Origin of the sequence: Haemophilus influenzae (assembly GCF_001457655.1) — a bacterium.
In the GTDB taxonomy this organism is placed as follows: domain Bacteria; phylum Pseudomonadota; class Gammaproteobacteria; order Enterobacterales; family Pasteurellaceae; genus Haemophilus; species Haemophilus influenzae.
Genome location: NZ_LN831035.1, coordinates 1,686,955 through 1,707,303 on the forward strand (window position 1 = coordinate 1,686,955; position 20,349 = coordinate 1,707,303).

Genomic DNA, 20,349 nt, shown 5'->3' on the forward strand with positions numbered 1-20,349 from the left:
TAGCTAATAGCTATGCCTTTAATTTTAGCATTTATTATCTTATTAAAAGATTATTACGACAGTCTGTCAATCATCCCTAATACTAACGCCGAAGACTGCTTCGCCGCTAATGGTAAAAACTCTTCAAAAGACATACTTGCTTTGCCATCTCCGCCATCAGAAATTGCTCGAACCACCACAAAAGGCACATTAAACGCATAGCAAACTTGCGCAATCGCTGTGGCTTCCATTTCAACCCCCGTTACATTCGGGAAGTCTGCTTTTATTTGTGCAATTTTATCTTCACTATTAATAAAACTATCGCCAGAGCAAATTAAACCACGTTTTACTGATTGTTCTTGCTTTTCTGCAATTTCTTGAGCGAGATCTGCTAATTTTTTGTCCGATAAAAATGCCGCAGGATTAGCAGGCAACTGCCCTTTTTCATAACCAAAAGCGGTCACATCCGCATCGTGATAGCGTGTTTCATCAGAAATCACAATATCCCCCACTTTCAAGCCTTTTGCTACCCCACCAGCAGAGCCAGTATTGATCACACAATCTGGCTTGGCTAATTGCAACAATGCCGTCGTGCCAATGGCAGCCGCCACTTTGCCAATGCCTGATTGTAATAATACAACATTTTTACCGTTAATTTTGCCTTCAAAAATGACCGCACTTGCTACGCAAGTTTCCGTTCTCTCTGTCATTAAATTTTTTAAAATTTCCACTTCTTGCGCCATTGCGCCAACAATTCCGATTTTCATTGTTTTTGTTCCTGTTCTATTTTATTTACCAAAAAATCTAACACTGCCACGCTATAATCATCGTTATAAAGCGTACTCGCAGTGAGTACATATTTTCCCCCAATAACAACGTAAGGATAGGTAAAAACACCATATTCTTCCGTCAATTCAATCGCATTTTGAATTTGTTCTTTTACGCTTTGTGAATTTTCAGTTTGAATAAATAACTGCTTATCTAGCCCTTGTTCTTCTGCCCATTGTTGAATTTTATTTGATGTAGACAATTCTGTATAACGGGATTTTTCTGAAGTTTCAAATAACAAAACATTGGATAATTCGCCCGCACTTAATGCTTGCAAAGTATAAAAAATACGTGCGCTAAACTGGCTATCGGCAGTTGCAATAGGATATTGTTCCAACACAACTTTATATGTGCGTATTTGGCTATAAAGCTCTAAAATATCCTGCGCTGAAGAACACACTCGACAATCATAATCAAAAAAGAATTGAATGCGGATTTTTTTATCGGCTCGAGACGCTTGTTCAATAGGTTCTTTATAAGAAAAATAATCACGCCCGTCTTCAAAATAGATTGTGTCCCTTGATGGCAAGTGCGGAGAATTTTGCACTGAAAATTCTTTCTGATTGACTTCTGCTAAAACAAACGACGATAAAAAAAGCAAACAAAATGCCAATAACCCTTTTAATTTCATTCTATCACTCATCTATCGGCTCAATATAATCTACCAATAATTGTAGGCTACGATTGCCACGAAATTCGTTAATCTCTAATTTATAGGCTAAACGAGCCTGTTTAATTGAAAAATCAGGATACAATCTTGTATTAATATTAAATGCAATCGCATCTAATAAAACCCCACCTTGTTTCGGTTCTAGCAACATTTTTAGATGATTTTTATTTTGCCCAATTGCACGCTGGTCTAAAATTTTAAATTCGCCATCAAAACAAGGCTCAGGAAACCCTTGCCCCCAAGTGCCTACTGATTTTATCAGCTCTGCCGTTTCAAGATTAAATTCATTTGAATTCAGTTCGCCATCTGTCCAAATTATGCTTTGCATATGTTCTTCATCAAACCAATCGGCAACGGTTTGATTAAAAAGATGTTGAAAATCCGCAAAATATTCTTCGCGAATACTCAAGCCTGCCGCCATTGCGTGTCCGCCAAATTTTAAAATTATATTAGGATGTTGCGAATGAATACGCTCTAAAACATCGCGCATATGTAACCCCTCAATAGAACGAGCTGAACCTTTCAAAATTCCCTCACCATCTTGCGTAAAGGCAATCACTGGACGATGATATTGATCCTTAACCCTTGATGAAACAATGCCTAATACGCCTTGATGCCAATCGGGCTGATAAAGCGTAATACCATAGGGTAACTCTTTAAAAAGTGCGGTAAGATTTTGACAAATTTTTATTGCCTCAAGTTTCATACCCGCTTCAATTTCTTTACGCGTTTGGTTGAGTTGGTCGAGATCTAAAGCTAATTCTCTGGCTTTTGACATTTCGTTCGCCAGCAAAAGCTCCACCCCAATCGACATATTATCTAAACGCCCTGCCGCATTTAAACGAGGTCCGATACAAAAACCGATATCACTTGAGGTAAACTGTTCAACATTACGGTTAGCCACTTCAGCCAACGCAATAATACCAGGACGACAACGCCGTGCACGAATCCGCATTAAACCTTGATAAGCAAGGATACGATTATTTTGATCTAAAGGCACAACATCCGCGACAGTACCCAATGCCACCAGATCGAGCAAGTCAGTAAAATTAGGTTGTGTTTCTGCCGTAAAAATACCGAGTTCACGAAATTTTGCACGCACCGCCAGCATCAAATAAAATGCCACACCAACGCCTGCTAAGGATTTTGAAGGGAAATGACACTGACTTAAATTAGGATTAACAATCGCATCGGCTGGCGGCAAAGTTTCGGGCGGTAAATGATGATCCGTGACTAAAACTCGAATGCCTTTTTCTTTCAAAAATGCAATGCCTTCAAAAGATGAAACGCCGTTATCCACCGTCATTAAAAGCTGAACGCCCTTTTCAAGAGCCATTTCAGCCACAGGAATACTCAAACCATAACCTTGTTCAAATCGATTTGGTACAAGGTAATCTACATCGGAAAAACCAAGTTGTCTTAAAGCCAGCACACTCAATGCTGTGCTGGTTGCACCATCAGCATCGAAATCCCCAACAATCACTATTTTTTGCTGTTGTTGATAGGCTTCAACTAATAAATTTACCGCTTGATCAATGCCATATAATTGATTTGGATTGAGCATTGATTTCAAAGTGCGGTCTAATTCTTTGGTGTTTTTAATATGACGAGCGCGATAAAGGCGATCTAATAACGGATGGTTTGAAACAGAATTTCCAACTGGAATTTCACGGCGTTTGATAAGTTTTTTCACTGGATATTAATTCATACCTAAAAGCAAAAAGCTGTTGAAATCAACAGCTCTTTTATCTATACTTTTTCCTGTCGGTCAGGGCTTTTAACCCTGAATGCTGACAGGGGTTAAAAGCCCTACTGACCATTAGTCTAACTATTGTGTCAGCTAAGGATTTTAATGATGCCTAAATTATGCATTTATATCATAATTTTTGTGTTGTTAATGCTTTTAAGCTCCCCAGCATATTAAGCATAACCGACTAAACACAAGGGGTAGGCAACTGCCCCTTGCTCTTTATTATAAAATTATTGTGCCGTTTCTTCAAGAGCTCTTAATAAATCAGCTGGTTTTAAATAACCGCCAATAAGCTCACCAGTTGAGGTAACAATACTTGGTGTTCCTCGTACACCAAATTGAATACCTAATTCATAATGTTTTTTCACGATATTTGGCGTTTTAACTTCTTTTGGTAAATTGCCTTTTTCTGCTTCATTTAAAGCAAAAACGGGATCTTTCGCCGTCCAAATCGCTTCCATTTGTTTCGCCGTTTGATTATTCATACCTGCACGAGGGAAAGCTAAATAACGCACGGTAATGCCAAGATCGTTATATTCTTTTAATTGCTGATGTAATAAATGGCAATAATGGCAGGTAATATCCATAAATACTGTTACTACGTGTTTTTCATTTTTCGCAGGATAAACAATCATCTCGTCTTTATAAGAATTAAGTTTATCCACTAAAATTTTACCTGCGACATCAACAGGGCCATTATTTGTGAGTTCATAAAGTTTACCTTCAAAAAGATATTTTCCATCTTCGCTCACATAGAGTATACCTTGATCCGTGACAGCCGTTTTAATGCCTGAAATCGGCGAAGATTTAATAACAATATTTGATATATTAAAAGACTGTAATTTGCGTTTAATTGCTGCATCATCTGCCATTGCATTAGCCGCAGCCACGCACAAAAGTGCGGTAAAAATTTTCTTCATTTTTTGTTCCTAAATTAGCTTGAGTGAGAAAGTCTAAAATTATAGAGAGATTGCTAATTTCTGCAAGGTCAAACTATCCAAAAATCAGAAAATAGCATATAATTCCACAATTTATCACACAGTGAATTTATTATGTTTGAAATCAATCCTGTAAAAAATAAAATCATCGATTTATCTGACCGCACTTCAGTGCTTCGGGGGTATCTTTGACTTTGATGCCAAAGTTGAGCGTTTAGAAGAAGTCAATGCGGAATTAGAACAGCCAGATGTTTGGAATGATCCAGATAAAGCCCAAGCACTTGGTAAAGAACGCGTTTCTTTAGAACAAGTTGTAAATACCATCAAAAATTTAGAACAAGGTTTAGAAGATATTGATGGGTTGCTAGAACTTGCCATTGAAGCAGAAGACGAAGACACCTTCAATGAAGCGGTAGCTGAATTAGATGAACTCGAACAACAACTCGAAAAATTAGAGTTCCGTCGAATGTTTAGTGGCGAACATGATGCTTGCGATTGCTATGTGGACTTACAAGCAGGCTCTGGCGGTACGGAAGCTCAAGATTGGACAGAAATGTTGCTGCGTATGTATCTCCGTTGGGCTGAAAGCAAAGGTTTTAAAACAGAACTGATGGAAGTCTCTGACGGCGATGTAGCTGGATTGAAATCGGCAACCATTAAAGTGAGCGGTGAATATGCTTTTGGTTGGTTACGAACAGAAACGGGGATTCATCGCTTAGTGCGTAAAAGTCCATTTGATTCCAATAACCGTCGTCACACATCATTCAGCGCAGCATTTGTCTATCCTGAAATTGATGATGATATTGATATTGAAATCAATCCTGCTGATTTACGTATTGATGTTTATCGAGCATCGGGAGCTGGTGGGCAGCACGTAAACAAAACTGAAAGTGCGGTGCGAATTACCCATATGCCAAGTGGTATTGTGGTGCAATGTCAAAATGACCGTTCACAGCACAAGAACAAAGATCAAGCGATGAAACAATTAAAAGCGAAATTGTATGAGCTTGAATTACAGAAGAAAAATGCGGATAAACAAGCAATGGAAGATAATAAATCTGACATTGGTTGGGGAAGCCAAATTCGCTCTTACGTATTAGACGATTCACGCATTAAAGATTTACGTACTGGCGTGGAAAACCGTAATACGCAAGCCGTATTAGACGGGGATTTAGATCGATTTATTGAAGCGAGTTTAAAAGCTGGGCTTTAAGCATGATTTGCTGGATAAGTAAAGACGCGTTACTTATCCCATCATAGAAATAACCCAAAAGTGCGGTTATTTTTTAAGGTATTTTTAAAGTTAAAATTAAAGGTAAACAACATGTCAGAACAAGAAGTTAAAGAATTAGATCTCAATGGCGAAATGCTCGTCCGTCGTGAAAAATTAGCCGCATTGCGTGCAAAAGGTAATGCCTTTCCGAATAAATTCCGTCGTGATGCGCTCGCACAAGATTTGCACAATCAATATGATTCAGAAGACGGGGAAATCTTAAAAGAGAAAAGCATTGAAGTACAAGTTGCTGGTCGTATTATGACTCGCCGTGCAATGGGTAAAGCAACGTTTATCACTATTCAAGATATGAGCAGTAAAATCCAGCTTTATGTTGCACGCGATAATTTGCCTGAAGGTGTTTATAAAGATGACGTTGGTACTTGGGATTTAGGCGACATCGTTGGCGTTAAAGGCACTTTATTTAAAACAAAAACCGATGAACTTACCGTTAAAACCACTGAGGTTCAACTTTTAACTAAAGCACTTCGCCCATTACCAGATAAATTCCACGGTTTAACCGACCAAGAAGTTCGTTATCGCCAACGTTATTTAGATTTAATTTCTAACGAAGAATCTCGCCGCACTTTTATTATTCGTTCTAAAGTTGTCGCGGGGATTCGTGAATATTTCATTTCTAAAGGCTTTATGGAAGTGGAAACGCCAATGTTACAAGTCATTCCAGGCGGTGCATCTGCGCGTCCTTTCGTAACTCATCACAATGCATTAGATGTGGATATGTATTTACGTATCGCACCTGAACTTTATTTAAAACGCTTAGTCGTTGGTGGGTTTGAACGAGTATTTGAATTAAACCGTAACTTCCGTAATGAAGGGGTTTCTGTTCGTCATAATCCAGAATTTACTATGCTTGAATATTATCAAGCCTATGCGGATTACCATGATTTAATGGATAACACCGAAGAACTGCTTCGTAAATTAGCGATTGATATTCTTGGTACTACTATTGTGAAATACGGCGAATACGAATTTGATTTTGGTAAACCATTCGAACGTATTACGTTACACGATGCAACGGTTAAATATGGTGCAGACAAAGGTATCGTAAAAGAAGATTTATATGACTTTGATCGTGCAAAAGCCACGGCAGAACGCTTAGGTATTGAAGTACAAAAATCTTGGGGTTTAGGCAGCATTGTCAATGCAATTTTTGAAGAAGTGGCTGAACATCACTTAATTCAACCAACATTCTTAATGGCTCATCCTGCGGAAATTTCTCCACTTGCACGTCGTAATGATGAAAATCCAGATGTAACAGATCGTTTTGAGCTCTTTATCGGTGGTCGTGAAATCGGTAATGGTTTCTCAGAATTAAATGACGCAGAAGATCAAAATGAACGTTTTGATGCACAAGTGGCTGCAAAAGAAGCTGGCGATGATGAAGCGATGTTTAAAGATGAAGACTTTGTTGTTGCATTAGAGCACGGCTTACCACCAACAGCTGGGGAAGGTTTAGGTATCGACCGCCTAGCAATGCTTTATGCAAATGCACCATCAATTCGTGATGTGATCTTATTCCCTGCAATGCGTCAGAAATAATAAAGATACAAACAAAAGCCACCATTTGGTGGCTTTTTTATTTTAATAAAAAGAGAATTTTATATTCCCTTCTTATTGTTTAACGATTAACCATTAATAAATTTTTCGCCTAATTCAATATCTGCACGTAAAGTTGGCAACATATTTTCTAAAGCTTGTTGTTCAAAATTGCTTAATGGGCCAATTGGTAAAATTTCTTCTACACCCTCTTTGCCTAAACGAACGGGTTGAGAGAAGAAACGAGCATATTTGCCATCGCCTTCAACATAAGTACATTCAACCACTGTCTCGCCACTTAATCCTTTCACTAAAGAACGAGCAAAACGTGCCGCAGCTTGCGCCATTGAAAGCGTTGCAGAACCGCCACCTGCTTTTGCATTGACCACTTCTGTACCTGCATTTTGGATACGTTTTGCTAATGGTTCGATTTCATCTTCATTCCATTTTGCATATTGAACTTGAGAAAGTAATGGAAGAATAGTCACACCTGAGTGACCACCAATAACAGGAACGCTGGTACGAGAAACATTTAAACCTTTTAATTCAGCCACAAAAGTTTCAGAACGTAACACGTCTAAAGTTGTCACACCAAATAATTTACGTTTGTCATAAACGCCTGCTTTTTTCAACACTTCAGCCGCAATCGCAACAGTAGTATTTACTGGGTTAGTGATGATACCAACACAAGCTTTTGGGCAAGTAATCGCGACTTTCTCAATTAAACCACGCACGATACCTGCATTAATATTGAATAAATCTGAACGATCCATACCAGGTTTACGTGCAACACCAGCAGAAATTAATACAACATCCGCACCTTCAAGTGCAGGAGTTGGATCTTCGCCAGAAAAACCTTTTACATTCACTGCTGTTGGAATATGGCTCACATCTACTGCAACACCTGGTGTTACTGGGGCAATATCATATAATGCTAAGTCGGTGCCTGCTGGCAACTGAAGTTTTAGTAATAACGCTAATGCTTGACCAATACCACCTGCGGCACCTAATACAGCAACTTTCATAAATACTCCTTATGTGTTAGTTAATTTAAAACAGACTGATTTTAAAATGTTCATCTTACAATTACAAATAGAGAAATATCATTCTATGATCTAGTTCACATTTCTGAGATAAATATTTTCTTCTCTTTGTTCTTATTCATATTTCAGTTGATGAAAGTGAATTTTTATGCAATTCTTATGCAAATTTTGACTATTAAAAAATAAAGATGACTGACAATTTAACTCGTGCTTTTAAAGAATTACTCAATCAAGAACGCTTTGGTTCTCAAAATGAAATTGTCGATGCCTTAAAAAAACAAGGCTTTACTGGTATTAATCAATCAAAAATATCGAGAATGCTCAGCAAATTTGGTGCGGTTCGCACTCGTAATACAAAAATGGAAATGGTCTATTGCTTACCAAATGAATTAAGTGTTCCCAATACCAGTAGTCCATTAAAAAATCTTGTCTTAGATGTTGATCACAATTCGATGTTAATCGTAATAAAAACGACGCCCGGTGCTGCTCAATTAATTGCACGATTACTTGATTCCATTGGAAAATCGGAAGGCATTTTAGGCACTATCGCAGGCGATGATACTATTTTTGTCACGCCCACAAACGATAAACCTATTGCTGAATTATTGCAAAATATCCAACGTTTATTTGAAAACGCATTGTAATGAATATTTTATTAACAGGAGGCACAGGGCTTATCGGCAAAGCACTTGTTGAACAACTTTGCTTACGTAATGAACAAGTGACGATCTTAACGCGCTCAAGTTCGCCGCACACTCTCTCAAAGCAAAAAAACATCAAATTTATTACCGCACTTTCAGAACTCGATTTACAAGAACAGTTTGATGCCATCATCAATCTTGCTGGCGAACCAATTTTTCATAAAGTTTGGTCGAAAAACCAGAAATCTATTTTACGAGAAAGTCGTTTAAGCCTCACTACTCAACTGGTTGAATTCATCAATCAGTATCAGCAATACCCAATTTTTATATCAGGTTCAGCAACTGGAATTTACGGCGATCAAGGCGAACAAAAAATTACCGAAACAAGCAAAACAGCAAAAACCTTTACCGCACAATTATGCCAAGATTGGGAAAATATCGCTCAACAAGCTAATGCGAGAGTTTGTTTGATTCGAACAGGCATGGTCTTTTCTACAAAAGGTGGCGCACTTGCTAAAATGTTGCCTTTATACAAATGGGGACTTGGCGGTAAACTGGGCAATGGAGAGCAATATTTCCCTTGGATTGCTTTGGAAGATATGGTAAACGGCATTTTATTTTTACTCGACCATTCAGAATGCCAAGGATCATTTAACTTCACCGCCCCGAATCCCATAAAACAGCATAAATTTAACCGCACTTTGGCTGGAATATTAAAACGTCCTGCCTTTGCAACTATTCCAAAATGGATATTACATTTCATTCTTGGCGAACGAGCGAATCTATTACTAGAAAGCCAAAATGTTGTGCCTGAAAAATTACTCAACGCTGGATTCCAATTTCAGTATTCTGATTGCAAAAACTATCTAGAAGAAATCCTAAAAAACAAATAAAAAATCACCGCACTTTTTTAATGCGGTGATTTTTATCGGACTAAATATCTCACCTTATCGCAATTTATTGTTCATTATAAATTTCAAGATTGGATGCTTGTTTTTCACGTTTTTTCTTTGCACTATCGTTGCGTTGAAGTGCGATTTTATCAAGATATTCAGGACTAATATCGCCTGTAATATATTCGCCTGTGAATACTGAACAATCAAAACCTTGAATGGCTGGATTTTCCAATTGAACAGATTCAGTAAGTGCGGTCAGATCTTGGAAAATTAATTTATCTACGCCGATCAAATGTGCAATTTCCTCAACATTTCGACCGTAAGCGATCAGTTCATCACAACTCGGCATATCAATACCATATACATTCGGATAACGAATTTCAGGAGCTGCAGAGGCAAAGTAAATTTTCTTCGCACCAGCTGAGCGAGCCATTTCAACAATTTGCTCAGAGGTTGTGCCACGAACGATAGAATCGTCCACCAATAACACATTTTTATCTTTAAATTCAGCTTTAATGGTATTCAATTTGCGACGAACAGAACTAATACGCTGTGCTTGACCTGGCATAATAAAGGTACGACCAACATAGCGATTTTTCACAAATCCTTGTCGATAAGGCTTCCCTAGAACACGAGCTATTTGTAACGCAATATCTGTGGAGGTTTCAGGAATAGGAATGACCACATCAATATTATCAATTTCATCCGCCCATTCTTTTGCAATTTTTTTCCCGAGTTTTTCCCCCATATGAACACGTGCCGCATAAACAGAGACACCATCAATCGTTGAATCTGGGCGTGCAAAATAAACATACTCAAAAATACAAGGATTTAACACCGCACTTTCGGTACATTGTTGTGAATAAAGCTCGCCATCAAATGTCACATAAACGGCTTCGCCCGCAGCAATATCACGCACAAACTCGAAACCCACAATATCTAAAGCTACTGTTTCAGAGGCGAACATATAATCAGTTTTGCCATTTTCTTCACGTTTACCCAACACCAAAGGACGAATACCAAAAGGATCTCTAAATGCAACCATTCCGTGTCCAATAATCATCGCTACGCAGGCATAAGCACCACGAATATCATTGTGAGTTTTACGAACAGCATAGAAAATATCTTGTGGATCAAGATGGTTTTGAGGAATGTGATCAAGATGATTAGCGAGAATATTAAGAAGAAGTTCAGAATCTGAATTAGTGTTTACGTGACGGCGGGCAGTTTTAAAGACTTTTTCTTTTAACTCCACTGAGTTGGTTAAATTGCCGTTATGCACCAAAGTGACACCATAGGGAGAATTTACATAAAAAGGTTGTGCCTCTGAGACGCTAGAACTTCCTGCCGTAGGATAGCGAATATGCCCTAATCCAGCATTTCCTTGCAAGCGTAGCATATGCTCTTGACGGAACACATCGCTGACTAAGCCATTAGCTTTACGTAAGCGGAAACGGTTTTCATCATCAACCGTTACAATACCCGCCGCATCTTGTCCACGATGTTGCAAAAGAGTTAATGCTGCATAAATAGATTCATTAACCGGACTTTGGCTAACAATACCGACAATACCACACATTTTGTGTTCCTTATTGATTAAGCGTTGGATTTAAAAAACTTGAACTTGACTGAAGCTGTTGAAAGAACCATTCAATAATAAAACCAAAATGCGGTATTAATTGAGATTCTTTCCACCAATCAGTTTGTTCAAAATTGGTAAAAGTATCCATAAAAAATAACAACGCAGCCACAATCAATGCACCGCGCACTAAACCGAAAGCAGCACCTAATACGCGATCAGTGCCGCTTAAACCCGTCTTATCTACTAATTGACTAATCACATAATTTACTATTGCGCCCACGATTAAAGTCAGAACAAACAGAATGGCGATTGCAGTTCCATTACGCACATACATTGATTCAATTTGCGTAAGATAAGTGGCAAGATAAGGATAGAACTGGCTTGCTACGATAAATGCCACAACCCAGCTACCAAGTGAAAGTACTTCGCGTACAAAACCACGTAATAAGCTGACAAGAATGGAAAAAGCGATAATGCCAATAATAATGTAATCGATCATTAAAAAATCTCTCAATGAAAAACGGCCGTTTAAAACGACCGAGGTATTCTACAAAAATACAGCCAAAAAGAAAACGTTTGCGTAAACTAAATTTCCTGCCAAAAAGCACGTTCAAATTTGCTTTGAGCTTTCCTTAAGACTTCCGCTAAATGTTGATATGTCGGTTTTTCTTGCACAAAAGGCAAGGGTTCATTTTGTTGTTTTAAGCGTTCGCAAATATCGTAAAACCATACCGCACTTTGATTTTCTAATGGCGAATTTGCACGCTTACCAAGCCAATAAAGCCCTTGAAAAGGAATAAGCAAGGCAAAAAGTGCGGTCAAAATTGCGATAGAAAATGCCATTAAATCATTTTTTGCATAAATCTGTTGCCACAGTATTGCAAATACAGCAACAAAAGGCATAAATTTTTGTGCAAAACTCGTGGCTTTCATAATACGGTTTTCAGGGAAAATAATCCCTAACTTCGCCTCCTGCGGCCAAGTATTAAGATAAATTTGTCCCTGTTTAAAAATGGAAAAAAACGCCATAAAAAACACCTCAAAAAATTGACCGCACTTATCATACGCTATTTTAAGTCTATTTTTAGTAAAAATAGTTTAATTTTTCAAAAAATACGATAAAGTTTGTATTTTTTCCTTACCGATGAATTTATTTTATTCATCAAAAGGTGTATCCTATACCTAATTTTTCAAACCATCTTAAATGATGGATTTCTATTAACCTCAATCAAATATAGGGTTCCTATGTCAAAACTTGTTCTTATCCTTAACTGCGGTAGTTCTTCACTAAAATTTGCAATTCTTGATCCAGCAACAGGGGAAGAAAAATTATCTGGCTTAGCCGAAGCATTTTTCTTACCAGAAGCACGTATCAAATGGAAACTCAATGGAGAGAAAGGTAACGCAGATTTAGGCGCAGGCGCAGCGCATACTGAAGCGCTTAATTTTATTGCATCTAACATTCTGACTGATGAACTAAAAAATTCTATCGCAGCAATTGGTCACCGTATCGTTCACGGTGGCGAAAAATACACCCAATCTGTTATCGTAACTGATGAAGTTGTTAAAGGTATTGAAGATGCTGCACAATTTGCGCCACTTCACAATCCAGCTCACTTAATTGGTATTCGCGAAGCATTTAACGCATTCCCACACTTAAAAGATAAAAACGTGGTAGTTTTTGATACAGCATTCCACCAAACTATGTCTGAAGAAGCATTCCTTTATGCCCTTCCATACTCTTTATATAAAGAACACGGCGTACGTCGCTATGGTGCACACGGCACAAGTCACTACTTCATTTCTCGTGAAGTCGCTGAATATGTAGGCAAACCCGCAGACCAAGTCAATGCTATTATTTGTCACTTAGGTAATGGTGGTTCTGTTTCTGTTGTGCGTAACGGTCAATGTATCGATACGTCAATGGGTTTAACTCCACTAGAAGGTTTGGTAATGGGTACGCGTTGTGGCGATATTGACCCTGCAATCGTATTCTATCTATACAAAACACTAGGTATGTCTATGGAACAAATCGAAGAGACTTTAGTGAAAAAATCTGGTCTTTTAGGTTTAACTGAAGTAACCAGCGACTGCCGTTATGCTGAAGATAACTACGATAATGCATCTAAACCAGAAGCAAAACGCGCTTTAAATGTTTATAGCTATCGTTTAGCGAAATACATTGGTGCTTATATGGCTGTGTTGGGCGATGATCACTTAGATGCGATTGCATTCACTGGTGGTATTGGCGAAAACTCAGCGCACGTTCGTGAATTAGCATTGAATCACTTAAAATTATTTGGCATTAAAATTGATAATGAACGAAATCTTGCCGCACGTTTTGGTAAAGATGGCGTAATCACGACTGATGATTCCGCATTTAAAGCGATTGTTCTTCCAACTAACGAAGAATTGGTTATCGCACAAGATACCGCAAGACTTTGTTTCTAATTCAACAACAAACTGCCGAATTTTTCGGCAGTTTTTATTTATAACATATACATATTAAGGTTTAACTATGTCTCGCACGATTATTCTTATCCCTGTAAGTACAGGCGTGGGTTTAACTAGCATTAGTCTTGGATTAATCCACTCTCTCGAACAAAAAGGCACAAAAGTTGCTTTTATGAAACCCGTTTCTCAACCAAGCACTGGCGAAGATAAATTGGATCGCACAACCTCTATTATTCGCACTAGCACTAGCCTTGAAACTGCCGAACCCTTTATGTTAAGCGTGGCAGAATCATTAATTGGTCAAAATCAGTCTGACGTATTGTTAGAAAAAATTGTAGCTAACCACCAACAATTAACCAAAAACAACGATATCGTTGTGGTGGAAGGTTTAATTCCAACAAGAAAACACGGTTATGCAAATAATATCAACTATGAAATTGCACAAGCATTAGATGCAGAAATCGTATTAGTTGCAGCACCAGCAACTGAAACCCCAACCGAATTAAAAGATCGTGTAGAAGCAGCAGCCTCTTTATTTGGTGGTAAAAACAATCCAAATCTTTTAGGCGTAGTTGTAAACAAATTCAATGCACCTGTTGATGAATCTGGTCGTACACGCCCCGATCTTGCTGAAATCTTTGATTCATTCCAACACAATCATATTAGCGAAACAGAAGTAAACAAATTATTTGCAGGTAGTGCCATCAAGTTATTAGCTTGTGTGCCTTGGAATGCAAATTTAATCGCTACACGAGCAATCGACTTAGTCAAACATTTAGGTGCATCAATCATTAATGAAGGGGAAATCAATCGCCGTATTCGTGGTATCACTTTCTGCGCAAGAAGTTTACCAAATATGGTTGAGCATTTCCGTGCAGGCAGTTTATTAGTCGCTTCAGCAGATCGTCCAGATGTGCTTGTAGCAGCCGCTCTCGCAGCGTCAAATGGTATTGAAATCGGCGGTATTTTATTAACAGGCGGTTATAAAATTGATGCTCAAATTAATAAACTTTGCCAACCTACTTTTGAAAAAGCAAAATTGCCGATCTTCCGTATTGAAGGCAATACTTGGCAAACGGCATTAAGTTTACAAAGCTTTAATCTTGAAGTGCCTGTTGATGACAAAGAACGTATTGAGAATATTAAACAATACATTAGCCAACACTTTAATGCTGACTTTATCAATAATTTAGTTGCAGATTCTAGCCGTTTACCTCGCTTATCCCCACCTGCATTCCGTTTCCAATTAACTGAACTTGCTCGTGCGGCGAAAAAACGTATTGTGCTTCCTGAAGGCGATGAACCTCGTACAATCAAAGCAGCCGTACTTTGCGCAGAACGTGGCATTGCGGAATGTGTGCTTTTAGCAGATCCTGCATCCGTTCAACGTGTTGCAGAAGCACAAGGTGTTAAATTAGGTAAAGGCATTACAATCATTAACCCAGCAGATGTTCGAGAAAACTATGTTGATCGTTTAGTTGAATTACGTAAAGCGAAAGGCATGACCGAAACCGCAGCACGTGAACAATTAGAAGATACCGTAGTGCTTGCTACTATGATGTTAGAAGCAAATGAAGTAGATGGTTTAGTATCTGGTGCCGTTCACACGACTGCAAACACCATTCGCCCACCAATGCAGATCATCAAAACTGCACCAGGTAGTTCAATCGTTTCTTCTATCTTCTTTATGTTATTACCAGATCAAGTACTTGTTTACGGTGACTGTGCGGTAAACCCAGATCCAACTGCAGAACAACTTGCGGAAATCGCAATTCAATCTGCGGATTCTGCGAAAGCATTTGGTATTGATCCAAAAGTCGCAATGATCTCTTACTCAACAGGTACATCTGGTAGCGGTGCTGATGTGGAAAAAGTGAAAGAAGCAACCCGTATTGCGAAAGAAAAACGCCCTGATTTATTAATCGATGGCCCATTACAATACGATGCAGCTGTGATGGAAGACGTGGCTCGCTCTAAAGCACCAAATTCACCAGTAGCAGGTAAAGCAACAGTATTCGTATTCCCTGACTTAAATACGGGTAACACCACTTACAAAGCAGTACAACGTTCTGCAGATTTAGTGTCTATTGGCCCAATGCTTCAAGGTATGCGTAAACCAGTCAATGACTTGTCTCGCGGTGCCTTAGTTGATGATATTGTATACACAATTGCCTTAACCGCAATTCAAGCAACACAATAGTTCATACAAAATTGTAAAAGAAAATACCGCACTTTGCCCTAGGCAGTAAAAGTGCGGTATTTTTTTATAACGTTTTTTTACAAATCAACCAAAATCAAAATTGCGGCTTCACCGCCCCATTCTCTTGGCGCTTGATGCAATGCCCGCACTTTAGGATGTTGTACTAGCCAACGTGGAATTTGTTTTTTCAATGTAAAGGTGCCATAGCCCGTCATGATACTGGCACAATCAATATGCTCATTTTCACAAGCCAGTAAAAGTGCGGCTAATTCTTGCTTAGCTTGTTCACGGGTTAAACCGTGTAAATCTAAAAACAATTCTGGCGAAAAATCTCCACGACGAAGTTGTTTTAATAAATGGGAATCTTCCCCATCACGTAAATATTTCACAACACCATCATGCTCATTCAGTAACGGCTCATATTCATCAGAAAAATAAAATAACGTATCTTCTTTCGCTCGTAATTCTTTCAATTCTATTTTTTTCTGATCACGTTTTTGGTGAGGGGCAACAAAAGTATCTTGTTTCATTGGCTTAATGCCTTTGGTTTCCGCACGGAATAAATCAAATTCGTCTTGCATTTTTTTCTCATTAATTTCAAATTTTGCGTATCATATCATAGTTCTACATTCTCATCTGTGGTATAACTACGCCAAATTTTCATACCGAATTTTATGCTAACTTTTCTACTCACTTTTATGGAGAAATGCGATGGAAACTTCACATAACCAAGAATTAGTTGCAACTATCTTGGAAGATAATGTTGCAAACGAACTGCAAACCATCCAAGATTTTCTGCGTTGGACGTATAGCATTCTCAATCGTTCTGATATTTACTTCGGGCAAGGGCACGATAATCCTTGGGATGAAAGCCTGCAACTCGTTTTAAGTGGCTTACATTTACCCATTGATTTACCTACCGAATTATTTAACAGTCGATTAACCCCATCTGAAAAAGAAACCTTAGTTCAACTTGTATTAACCCGAATCGAACAACGCATACCTGTGGCATATTTAACGAATAGCGCTTGGTTCTGCGGTCACGAATTTTATGTCGATGAACGAACCATTATTCCACGTTCTCCAATTAGTGCTTTAATTCAAGATCGCTTTGAAGATTTAATTTCACAAGAACCAAATCATATTCTCGATCTATGCACAGGCAGCGGTTGTATTGCCATTGCTTGTGCTTATGCTTTCCCGAATGCGGAAGTAGATGCGGTAGATTTATCGGTTGATGCACTTAATGTCGCAGAGATCAATATTTCACGCCATCAATTAGAGCATCGTGTATTCCCGATTCAATCAAACTTATTTGAAAATATTTTGGGACAGAAATACGATCTTATCGTGACCAATCCACCTTATGTGGATGAAGAAGATCTCGCCGATATGCCAGAAGAATTCCATTTTGAACCAGAGTTAGCCTTAGGTTCTGGCAGTGATGGCTTAAACATTACCAAACAAATTTTGAAACAAGCACCAGATTACTTAACCGAAAATGGCGTGTTGGTGTGTGAAGTGGGTAATAGTATGATTAGCTTAATTGAGCAATATCCAGATGTACCATTTGAATGGGTAGAACTTAAAAATGGCGGACTAGGCGTATTTGCTATTCAGCGTAAAGATTTAGTGAAATATCACGATCTGTTTTAATCTTTCAAGTGCGGTTAAAATTCTTATTAAATTTCAACCGCACTTCATTTATACATTGTTATCTTGTTTCCAATTCAATGCCTTCAAATAATTTTTTCACTGAATTGTTATCACGCAAACGCTCGGCTTTTTCTACGACACTACGAATTAAGTGCGGTGAAAAATATTCCATAAAATCGTACATATAATTACGTAAGAACGTGCTATGTTTAAATGCAATATTCGTCATACTCGGGCGGAACAAATGGCTTGCATCAATTAGCACAAGATCCGCATCTAATGCCGTATGCGCCATAGATGCCATAATGCCCACCCCTAAACCCAAGCGCACATAAGTTTTAATAACATCAGCATCGGTAGCCGTAAAAACTATATTTGGTAAAATGCCTGCACTATTAAATGCGTAATCTAAATCAGAAACACCCGTAAAACCAAACGTGTAAGTCACAAGTGGGTATTTGCCTAATTCCTCAATGGTCAGTTCTTTCACTTTGGCAAGCGGATGTTCTGGCGAAACAATCACGGCACGATTCCACCAATAGCATGGAATCTGAACTAAATCATCAAATAAATAAGGTGCTTCAGTGGTAATTGCCAAATCCACTTCACCTGACATTAAAGCATCGTGAATTTGTGTTGGCGAACCTTGATGAATATGCAAGCTCACATCAGGATATTTTTTAGAAAAACGTTCAATCACGCTTGGCAGCATATAACGTGCCTGAGTATTTGTCGTCGCAATACGTAATACACCGTGATTTGGCCGAGTATATTCATCGGCAACGGCACGGATACCTTGCGCTTTAACAAGTAACTCGCGTGCAATTGAGATAATCTTTTTCCCTGCTGGTGTAATTGATTTTATATGCTTGCCATGACGCTCAAAAATTTCCAGACCTAATTCATCTTCTAATAGGCGAACTTGTTTACTGATACCCGGCTGTGATGTGTAAAGTGCATTTGCCGCTTCTGTGACATTCAAATTTTGGTTTACAATCTCAACGATATAACGCAATTGATGCATTTTCATAAAAAAGTCCTTATTTTTTATAACGTTTGTTCATCTCCGAATAACGTTTTACCGCTTTACGAATTTGCCCAGATTTTGGACGACGACTAGCCTGTTTTACATCTAATTTCGTTTCAGTCTCAGCAGGTAATCCCACCAATTCACGTAAATAATTGACGTTTTCAAGATCCATTTCTTCCCAGCCACCACGAGGCAAACCTTTCATCAGTTTGATATTTCCATAACGAATACGAATCAAGCGGCTAACTTGAATCCCTTGAGATTCCCACAAACGACGAACCTCACGGTTACGTCCTTCCATCAAGGTTACGTCATACCATTGGTTAATACCCACACCGCCTGTAAATTTAATTTCTTTAAAATTAGCAGGACCATCTTCAAGCTGAACGCCTTTACGTAAACGCGCTAACATCGCATCATCAACTTGACCAAATACACGCACAGAATATTCACGTTCAACTTCACGGCTTGGGTGCATTAAACGATTTGCTAATTCGCCATCAGTGGTAAAAAGCAATAAACCTGATGTATTAATATCTAAACGCCCCACCGCAATCCAACGAGATCCCGTTAAACGCGGCAAACGATCAAACACGGTCGCACGCCCTTCTGGGTCGCTACGTGTACAGAGTTCGCCTTCAGGTTTGTAATACATTAATACACGGCAAATTTCTTTTTGTGCGTGGCTAAGATTAATGATTTGACCATCAATACGCACTTTCACGCCAGAATGTACGTCAATACGATCGCCTAAAGTCGCAATTTTACCCTCTACGCTCACTCTGCCTGCGGCAATCATCGTTTCAATTTCACGACGAGAGCCTTGTCCAGCACGCGCTAAAACTTTCTGTAATTTTTCGCCCTCTGCTTTCGGTTGATTCGAGGCTCTTACAACAGGTTTCGCTTTTGGCTTAGATAAAAATTTGTTGTCAGAATTAACCGCACTTTTTTTCGTATTTGCTGTTTCTATGCGAGCAGTACGAGATACTGAACGTCTGTCATTTTTAGCTGAAAAATCACGTTTCTTTGCTGAATCTTTGGAAAAGTGCGGTTGTCTTTGAGTTTGTTTTTGACTAGGTTTCATTGTTTTCCTTGAATAATGGAAAGGTCGCTTTCACAAGCGTCTATAGGTTAAATAAAAGGAGCAGTACTTCCACTTCCTTCGCGTAAAATCACTGGCGATTCTTCCGTTAAATCTACCACTGTTGTAGGCTCTTGCCCTAAATATCCACCATGAATAATTAAATCCACTTGATGTTCCAAACGATCACGAATTTCTTCAGGATCGGATTGCGTAGTATGTTCTTCATTCGGCAACATTAACGAACAAGATAAAATCGGCTCGCCTAAGGCTGAAAGCAAATCTAAAGCAATTTTATTATCTGGTACGCGTAAACCAATGGTTTTACGTTTTGATGTCATTAAACGGCGAGGTAATTCTTTCGTTGCTGTAAGAATAAAAGTATAACGCCCTGGCGTATTATTTTTAATCAAACGATAAGCGGTATTATTTACCGTTGCATAAGTTGAAAGTTCCGACAAATCGCTACACACCAAGGTAAAATTATGTCCTTCAGGCAATTTACGAATTGCTACAATGCGATCCATTGCGTGTTTATCGCCCATCATACAGCCCAAGGCATATCCCGAATCCGTTGGATACACAATCACACCGCCTTTTTGTAAAATCTCTACGGCTTGATTAATCAAGCGCGCTTGTGGATTTTCAGGGTGGATATAGAAAAATTGGCTCATGTGTTTCTTCCTTAAAAAATGTGCGCTGATTATAGCAATTTTGTGCTCACTTTATAATGGCGAGCATATAAAAATAAAGGCGTAGAAAGCCAATCTA

At 38.6% G+C, this 20,349-nt stretch carries 19 protein-coding genes; 7 read left to right on the plus strand and 12 right to left on the minus strand.

What is annotated here, in order from left to right:
* Nucleotides 1-53: 53 nt before the first annotated feature.
* The 4 genes from AT683_RS08335 to dsbC all read right to left on the minus strand — a co-directional run bounded on the left by AT683_RS08335 (nucleotide 54) and on the right by dsbC (nucleotide 4,147).
* Complete coding sequence (locus tag AT683_RS08335) at nucleotides 54-746, minus strand: 5'-methylthioadenosine/adenosylhomocysteine nucleosidase (RefSeq protein WP_058222231.1); 693 nt, start codon at nucleotides 744-746, stop codon at nucleotides 54-56.
* Nucleotides 743-1,438, minus strand: a complete 696-nt coding sequence (locus AT683_RS08340; protein ID WP_020910104.1) for a thiol:disulfide interchange protein DsbA/DsbL — start codon at nucleotides 1,436-1,438, stop codon at nucleotides 743-745. Before AT683_RS08340 ends, AT683_RS08335 begins: the two co-directional genes overlap by 4 nt.
* Nucleotides 1,439-1,442: 4 nt before the next feature.
* Complete coding sequence (gene recJ, locus AT683_RS08345; protein WP_058222232.1) at nucleotides 1,443-3,170, minus strand: single-stranded-DNA-specific exonuclease RecJ; 1,728 nt, start codon at nucleotides 3,168-3,170, stop codon at nucleotides 1,443-1,445.
* A 287-nt stretch (nucleotides 3,171-3,457) separates the two neighbouring features.
* Entirely contained in the window at nucleotides 3,458-4,147 is a 690-nt protein-coding gene (dsbC, locus tag AT683_RS08350) for a bifunctional protein-disulfide isomerase/oxidoreductase DsbC (RefSeq protein ID WP_005647404.1), read from the minus strand.
* Nucleotides 4,148-4,279: 132 nt separating this feature from the next.
* On the opposite strand from dsbC, the gene prfB reads away from it, so the two are divergent.
* Nucleotides 4,280-5,378 (plus strand): peptide chain release factor 2 gene (gene prfB / locus AT683_RS08355; RefSeq protein WP_105873601.1). Its coding sequence is split into 2 segments (ribosomal slippage): nucleotides 4,280-4,354 and nucleotides 4,356-5,378, totalling 1,098 coding nucleotides; the frame shifts between segments, so codons are not numbered across the junction.
* A 111-nt stretch (nucleotides 5,379-5,489) separates the two neighbouring features.
* The gene (gene lysS, locus AT683_RS08360; RefSeq protein ID WP_011272443.1) at nucleotides 5,490-6,998 is read left to right on the plus strand and encodes a lysine--tRNA ligase; all 1,509 of its coding nucleotides are present in this window, start codon (nucleotides 5,490-5,492) and stop codon (nucleotides 6,996-6,998) included.
* Nucleotides 6,999-7,084: 86 nt separating this feature from the next.
* Here lysS and mdh read toward each other — a convergent pair whose 3' ends face one another.
* Nucleotides 7,085-8,020 (minus strand): malate dehydrogenase, encoded by a 936-nt coding sequence (gene mdh, locus AT683_RS08365; protein WP_005657108.1) that lies wholly within the window; start codon nucleotides 8,018-8,020, stop codon nucleotides 7,085-7,087.
* Between the two features lie 206 nt (nucleotides 8,021-8,226).
* On the opposite strand from mdh, the gene argR reads away from it, so the two are divergent.
* Together argR and AT683_RS08375 are read left to right on the plus strand one after the other, a co-directional pair.
* The gene (gene argR / locus AT683_RS08370) at nucleotides 8,227-8,682 is read left to right on the plus strand and encodes a transcriptional regulator ArgR (protein ID WP_005657110.1); all 456 of its coding nucleotides are present in this window, start codon (nucleotides 8,227-8,229) and stop codon (nucleotides 8,680-8,682) included.
* Entirely contained in the window at nucleotides 8,682-9,572 is an 891-nt protein-coding gene (locus AT683_RS08375; protein ID WP_005657112.1) for a TIGR01777 family oxidoreductase, read from the plus strand. The genes argR and AT683_RS08375 overlap by 1 nt, the downstream gene beginning before the upstream one ends.
* 64 nt (nucleotides 9,573-9,636) lie before the next feature.
* Here AT683_RS08375 and purF read toward each other — a convergent pair whose 3' ends face one another.
* The 3 genes from purF to yfbV form a co-directional block, all read right to left on the minus strand.
* Nucleotides 9,637-11,154: an amidophosphoribosyltransferase gene (purF, locus tag AT683_RS08380; RefSeq protein WP_011272442.1), complete on the minus strand. Its 1,518-nt coding sequence runs from the start codon at nucleotides 11,152-11,154 to the stop codon at nucleotides 9,637-9,639.
* Nucleotides 11,155-11,164: 10 nt separating this feature from the next.
* The gene (locus AT683_RS08385) at nucleotides 11,165-11,656 is read right to left on the minus strand and encodes a CvpA family protein (RefSeq protein WP_005657117.1); all 492 of its coding nucleotides are present in this window, start codon (nucleotides 11,654-11,656) and stop codon (nucleotides 11,165-11,167) included.
* A gap of 86 nt (nucleotides 11,657-11,742) precedes the next feature.
* Nucleotides 11,743-12,186 (minus strand): terminus macrodomain insulation protein YfbV, encoded by a 444-nt coding sequence (gene yfbV / locus AT683_RS08390; RefSeq protein ID WP_005657119.1) that lies wholly within the window; start codon nucleotides 12,184-12,186, stop codon nucleotides 11,743-11,745.
* A gap of 216 nt (nucleotides 12,187-12,402) precedes the next feature.
* Between yfbV and AT683_RS08395 the strand changes: the two genes are divergently transcribed.
* The gene (locus AT683_RS08395; protein ID WP_011272441.1) at nucleotides 12,403-13,608 is read left to right on the plus strand and encodes an acetate kinase; all 1,206 of its coding nucleotides are present in this window, start codon (nucleotides 12,403-12,405) and stop codon (nucleotides 13,606-13,608) included.
* Between the two features lie 67 nt (nucleotides 13,609-13,675).
* Entirely contained in the window at nucleotides 13,676-15,811 is a 2,136-nt protein-coding gene (gene pta, locus AT683_RS08400; RefSeq protein WP_038441339.1) for a phosphate acetyltransferase, read from the plus strand.
* A 77-nt stretch (nucleotides 15,812-15,888) separates the two neighbouring features.
* Here pta and smrB read toward each other — a convergent pair whose 3' ends face one another.
* Complete coding sequence (gene smrB, locus AT683_RS08405) at nucleotides 15,889-16,392, minus strand: endonuclease SmrB (protein ID WP_005689264.1); 504 nt, start codon at nucleotides 16,390-16,392, stop codon at nucleotides 15,889-15,891.
* Nucleotides 16,393-16,522: 130 nt separating this feature from the next.
* On the opposite strand from smrB, the gene prmB reads away from it, so the two are divergent.
* Nucleotides 16,523-17,467, plus strand: a complete 945-nt coding sequence (gene prmB, locus AT683_RS08410; RefSeq protein WP_011272440.1) for a 50S ribosomal protein L3 N(5)-glutamine methyltransferase — start codon at nucleotides 16,523-16,525, stop codon at nucleotides 17,465-17,467.
* Nucleotides 17,468-17,525: 58 nt separating this feature from the next.
* Here prmB and cysB read toward each other — a convergent pair whose 3' ends face one another.
* From cysB to AT683_RS08425, 3 genes are read right to left on the minus strand one after another with little or no spacing between them, the layout of a single operon-like run.
* Nucleotides 17,526-18,497: an HTH-type transcriptional regulator CysB gene (gene cysB / locus AT683_RS08415; RefSeq protein ID WP_005689269.1), complete on the minus strand. Its 972-nt coding sequence runs from the start codon at nucleotides 18,495-18,497 to the stop codon at nucleotides 17,526-17,528.
* A gap of 10 nt (nucleotides 18,498-18,507) precedes the next feature.
* Entirely contained in the window at nucleotides 18,508-19,581 is a 1,074-nt protein-coding gene (rluB, locus tag AT683_RS08420) for a 23S rRNA pseudouridine(2605) synthase RluB (RefSeq protein ID WP_011272439.1), read from the minus strand.
* Between the two features lie 47 nt (nucleotides 19,582-19,628).
* Nucleotides 19,629-20,252 carry an L-threonylcarbamoyladenylate synthase gene (locus AT683_RS08425; protein WP_005689272.1) on the minus strand — a complete coding sequence of 208 codons (624 nt, stop codon included), beginning with the start codon at nucleotides 20,250-20,252 and terminating at the stop codon, nucleotides 19,629-19,631.
* Nucleotides 20,253-20,349 lie beyond the last annotated feature (97 nt).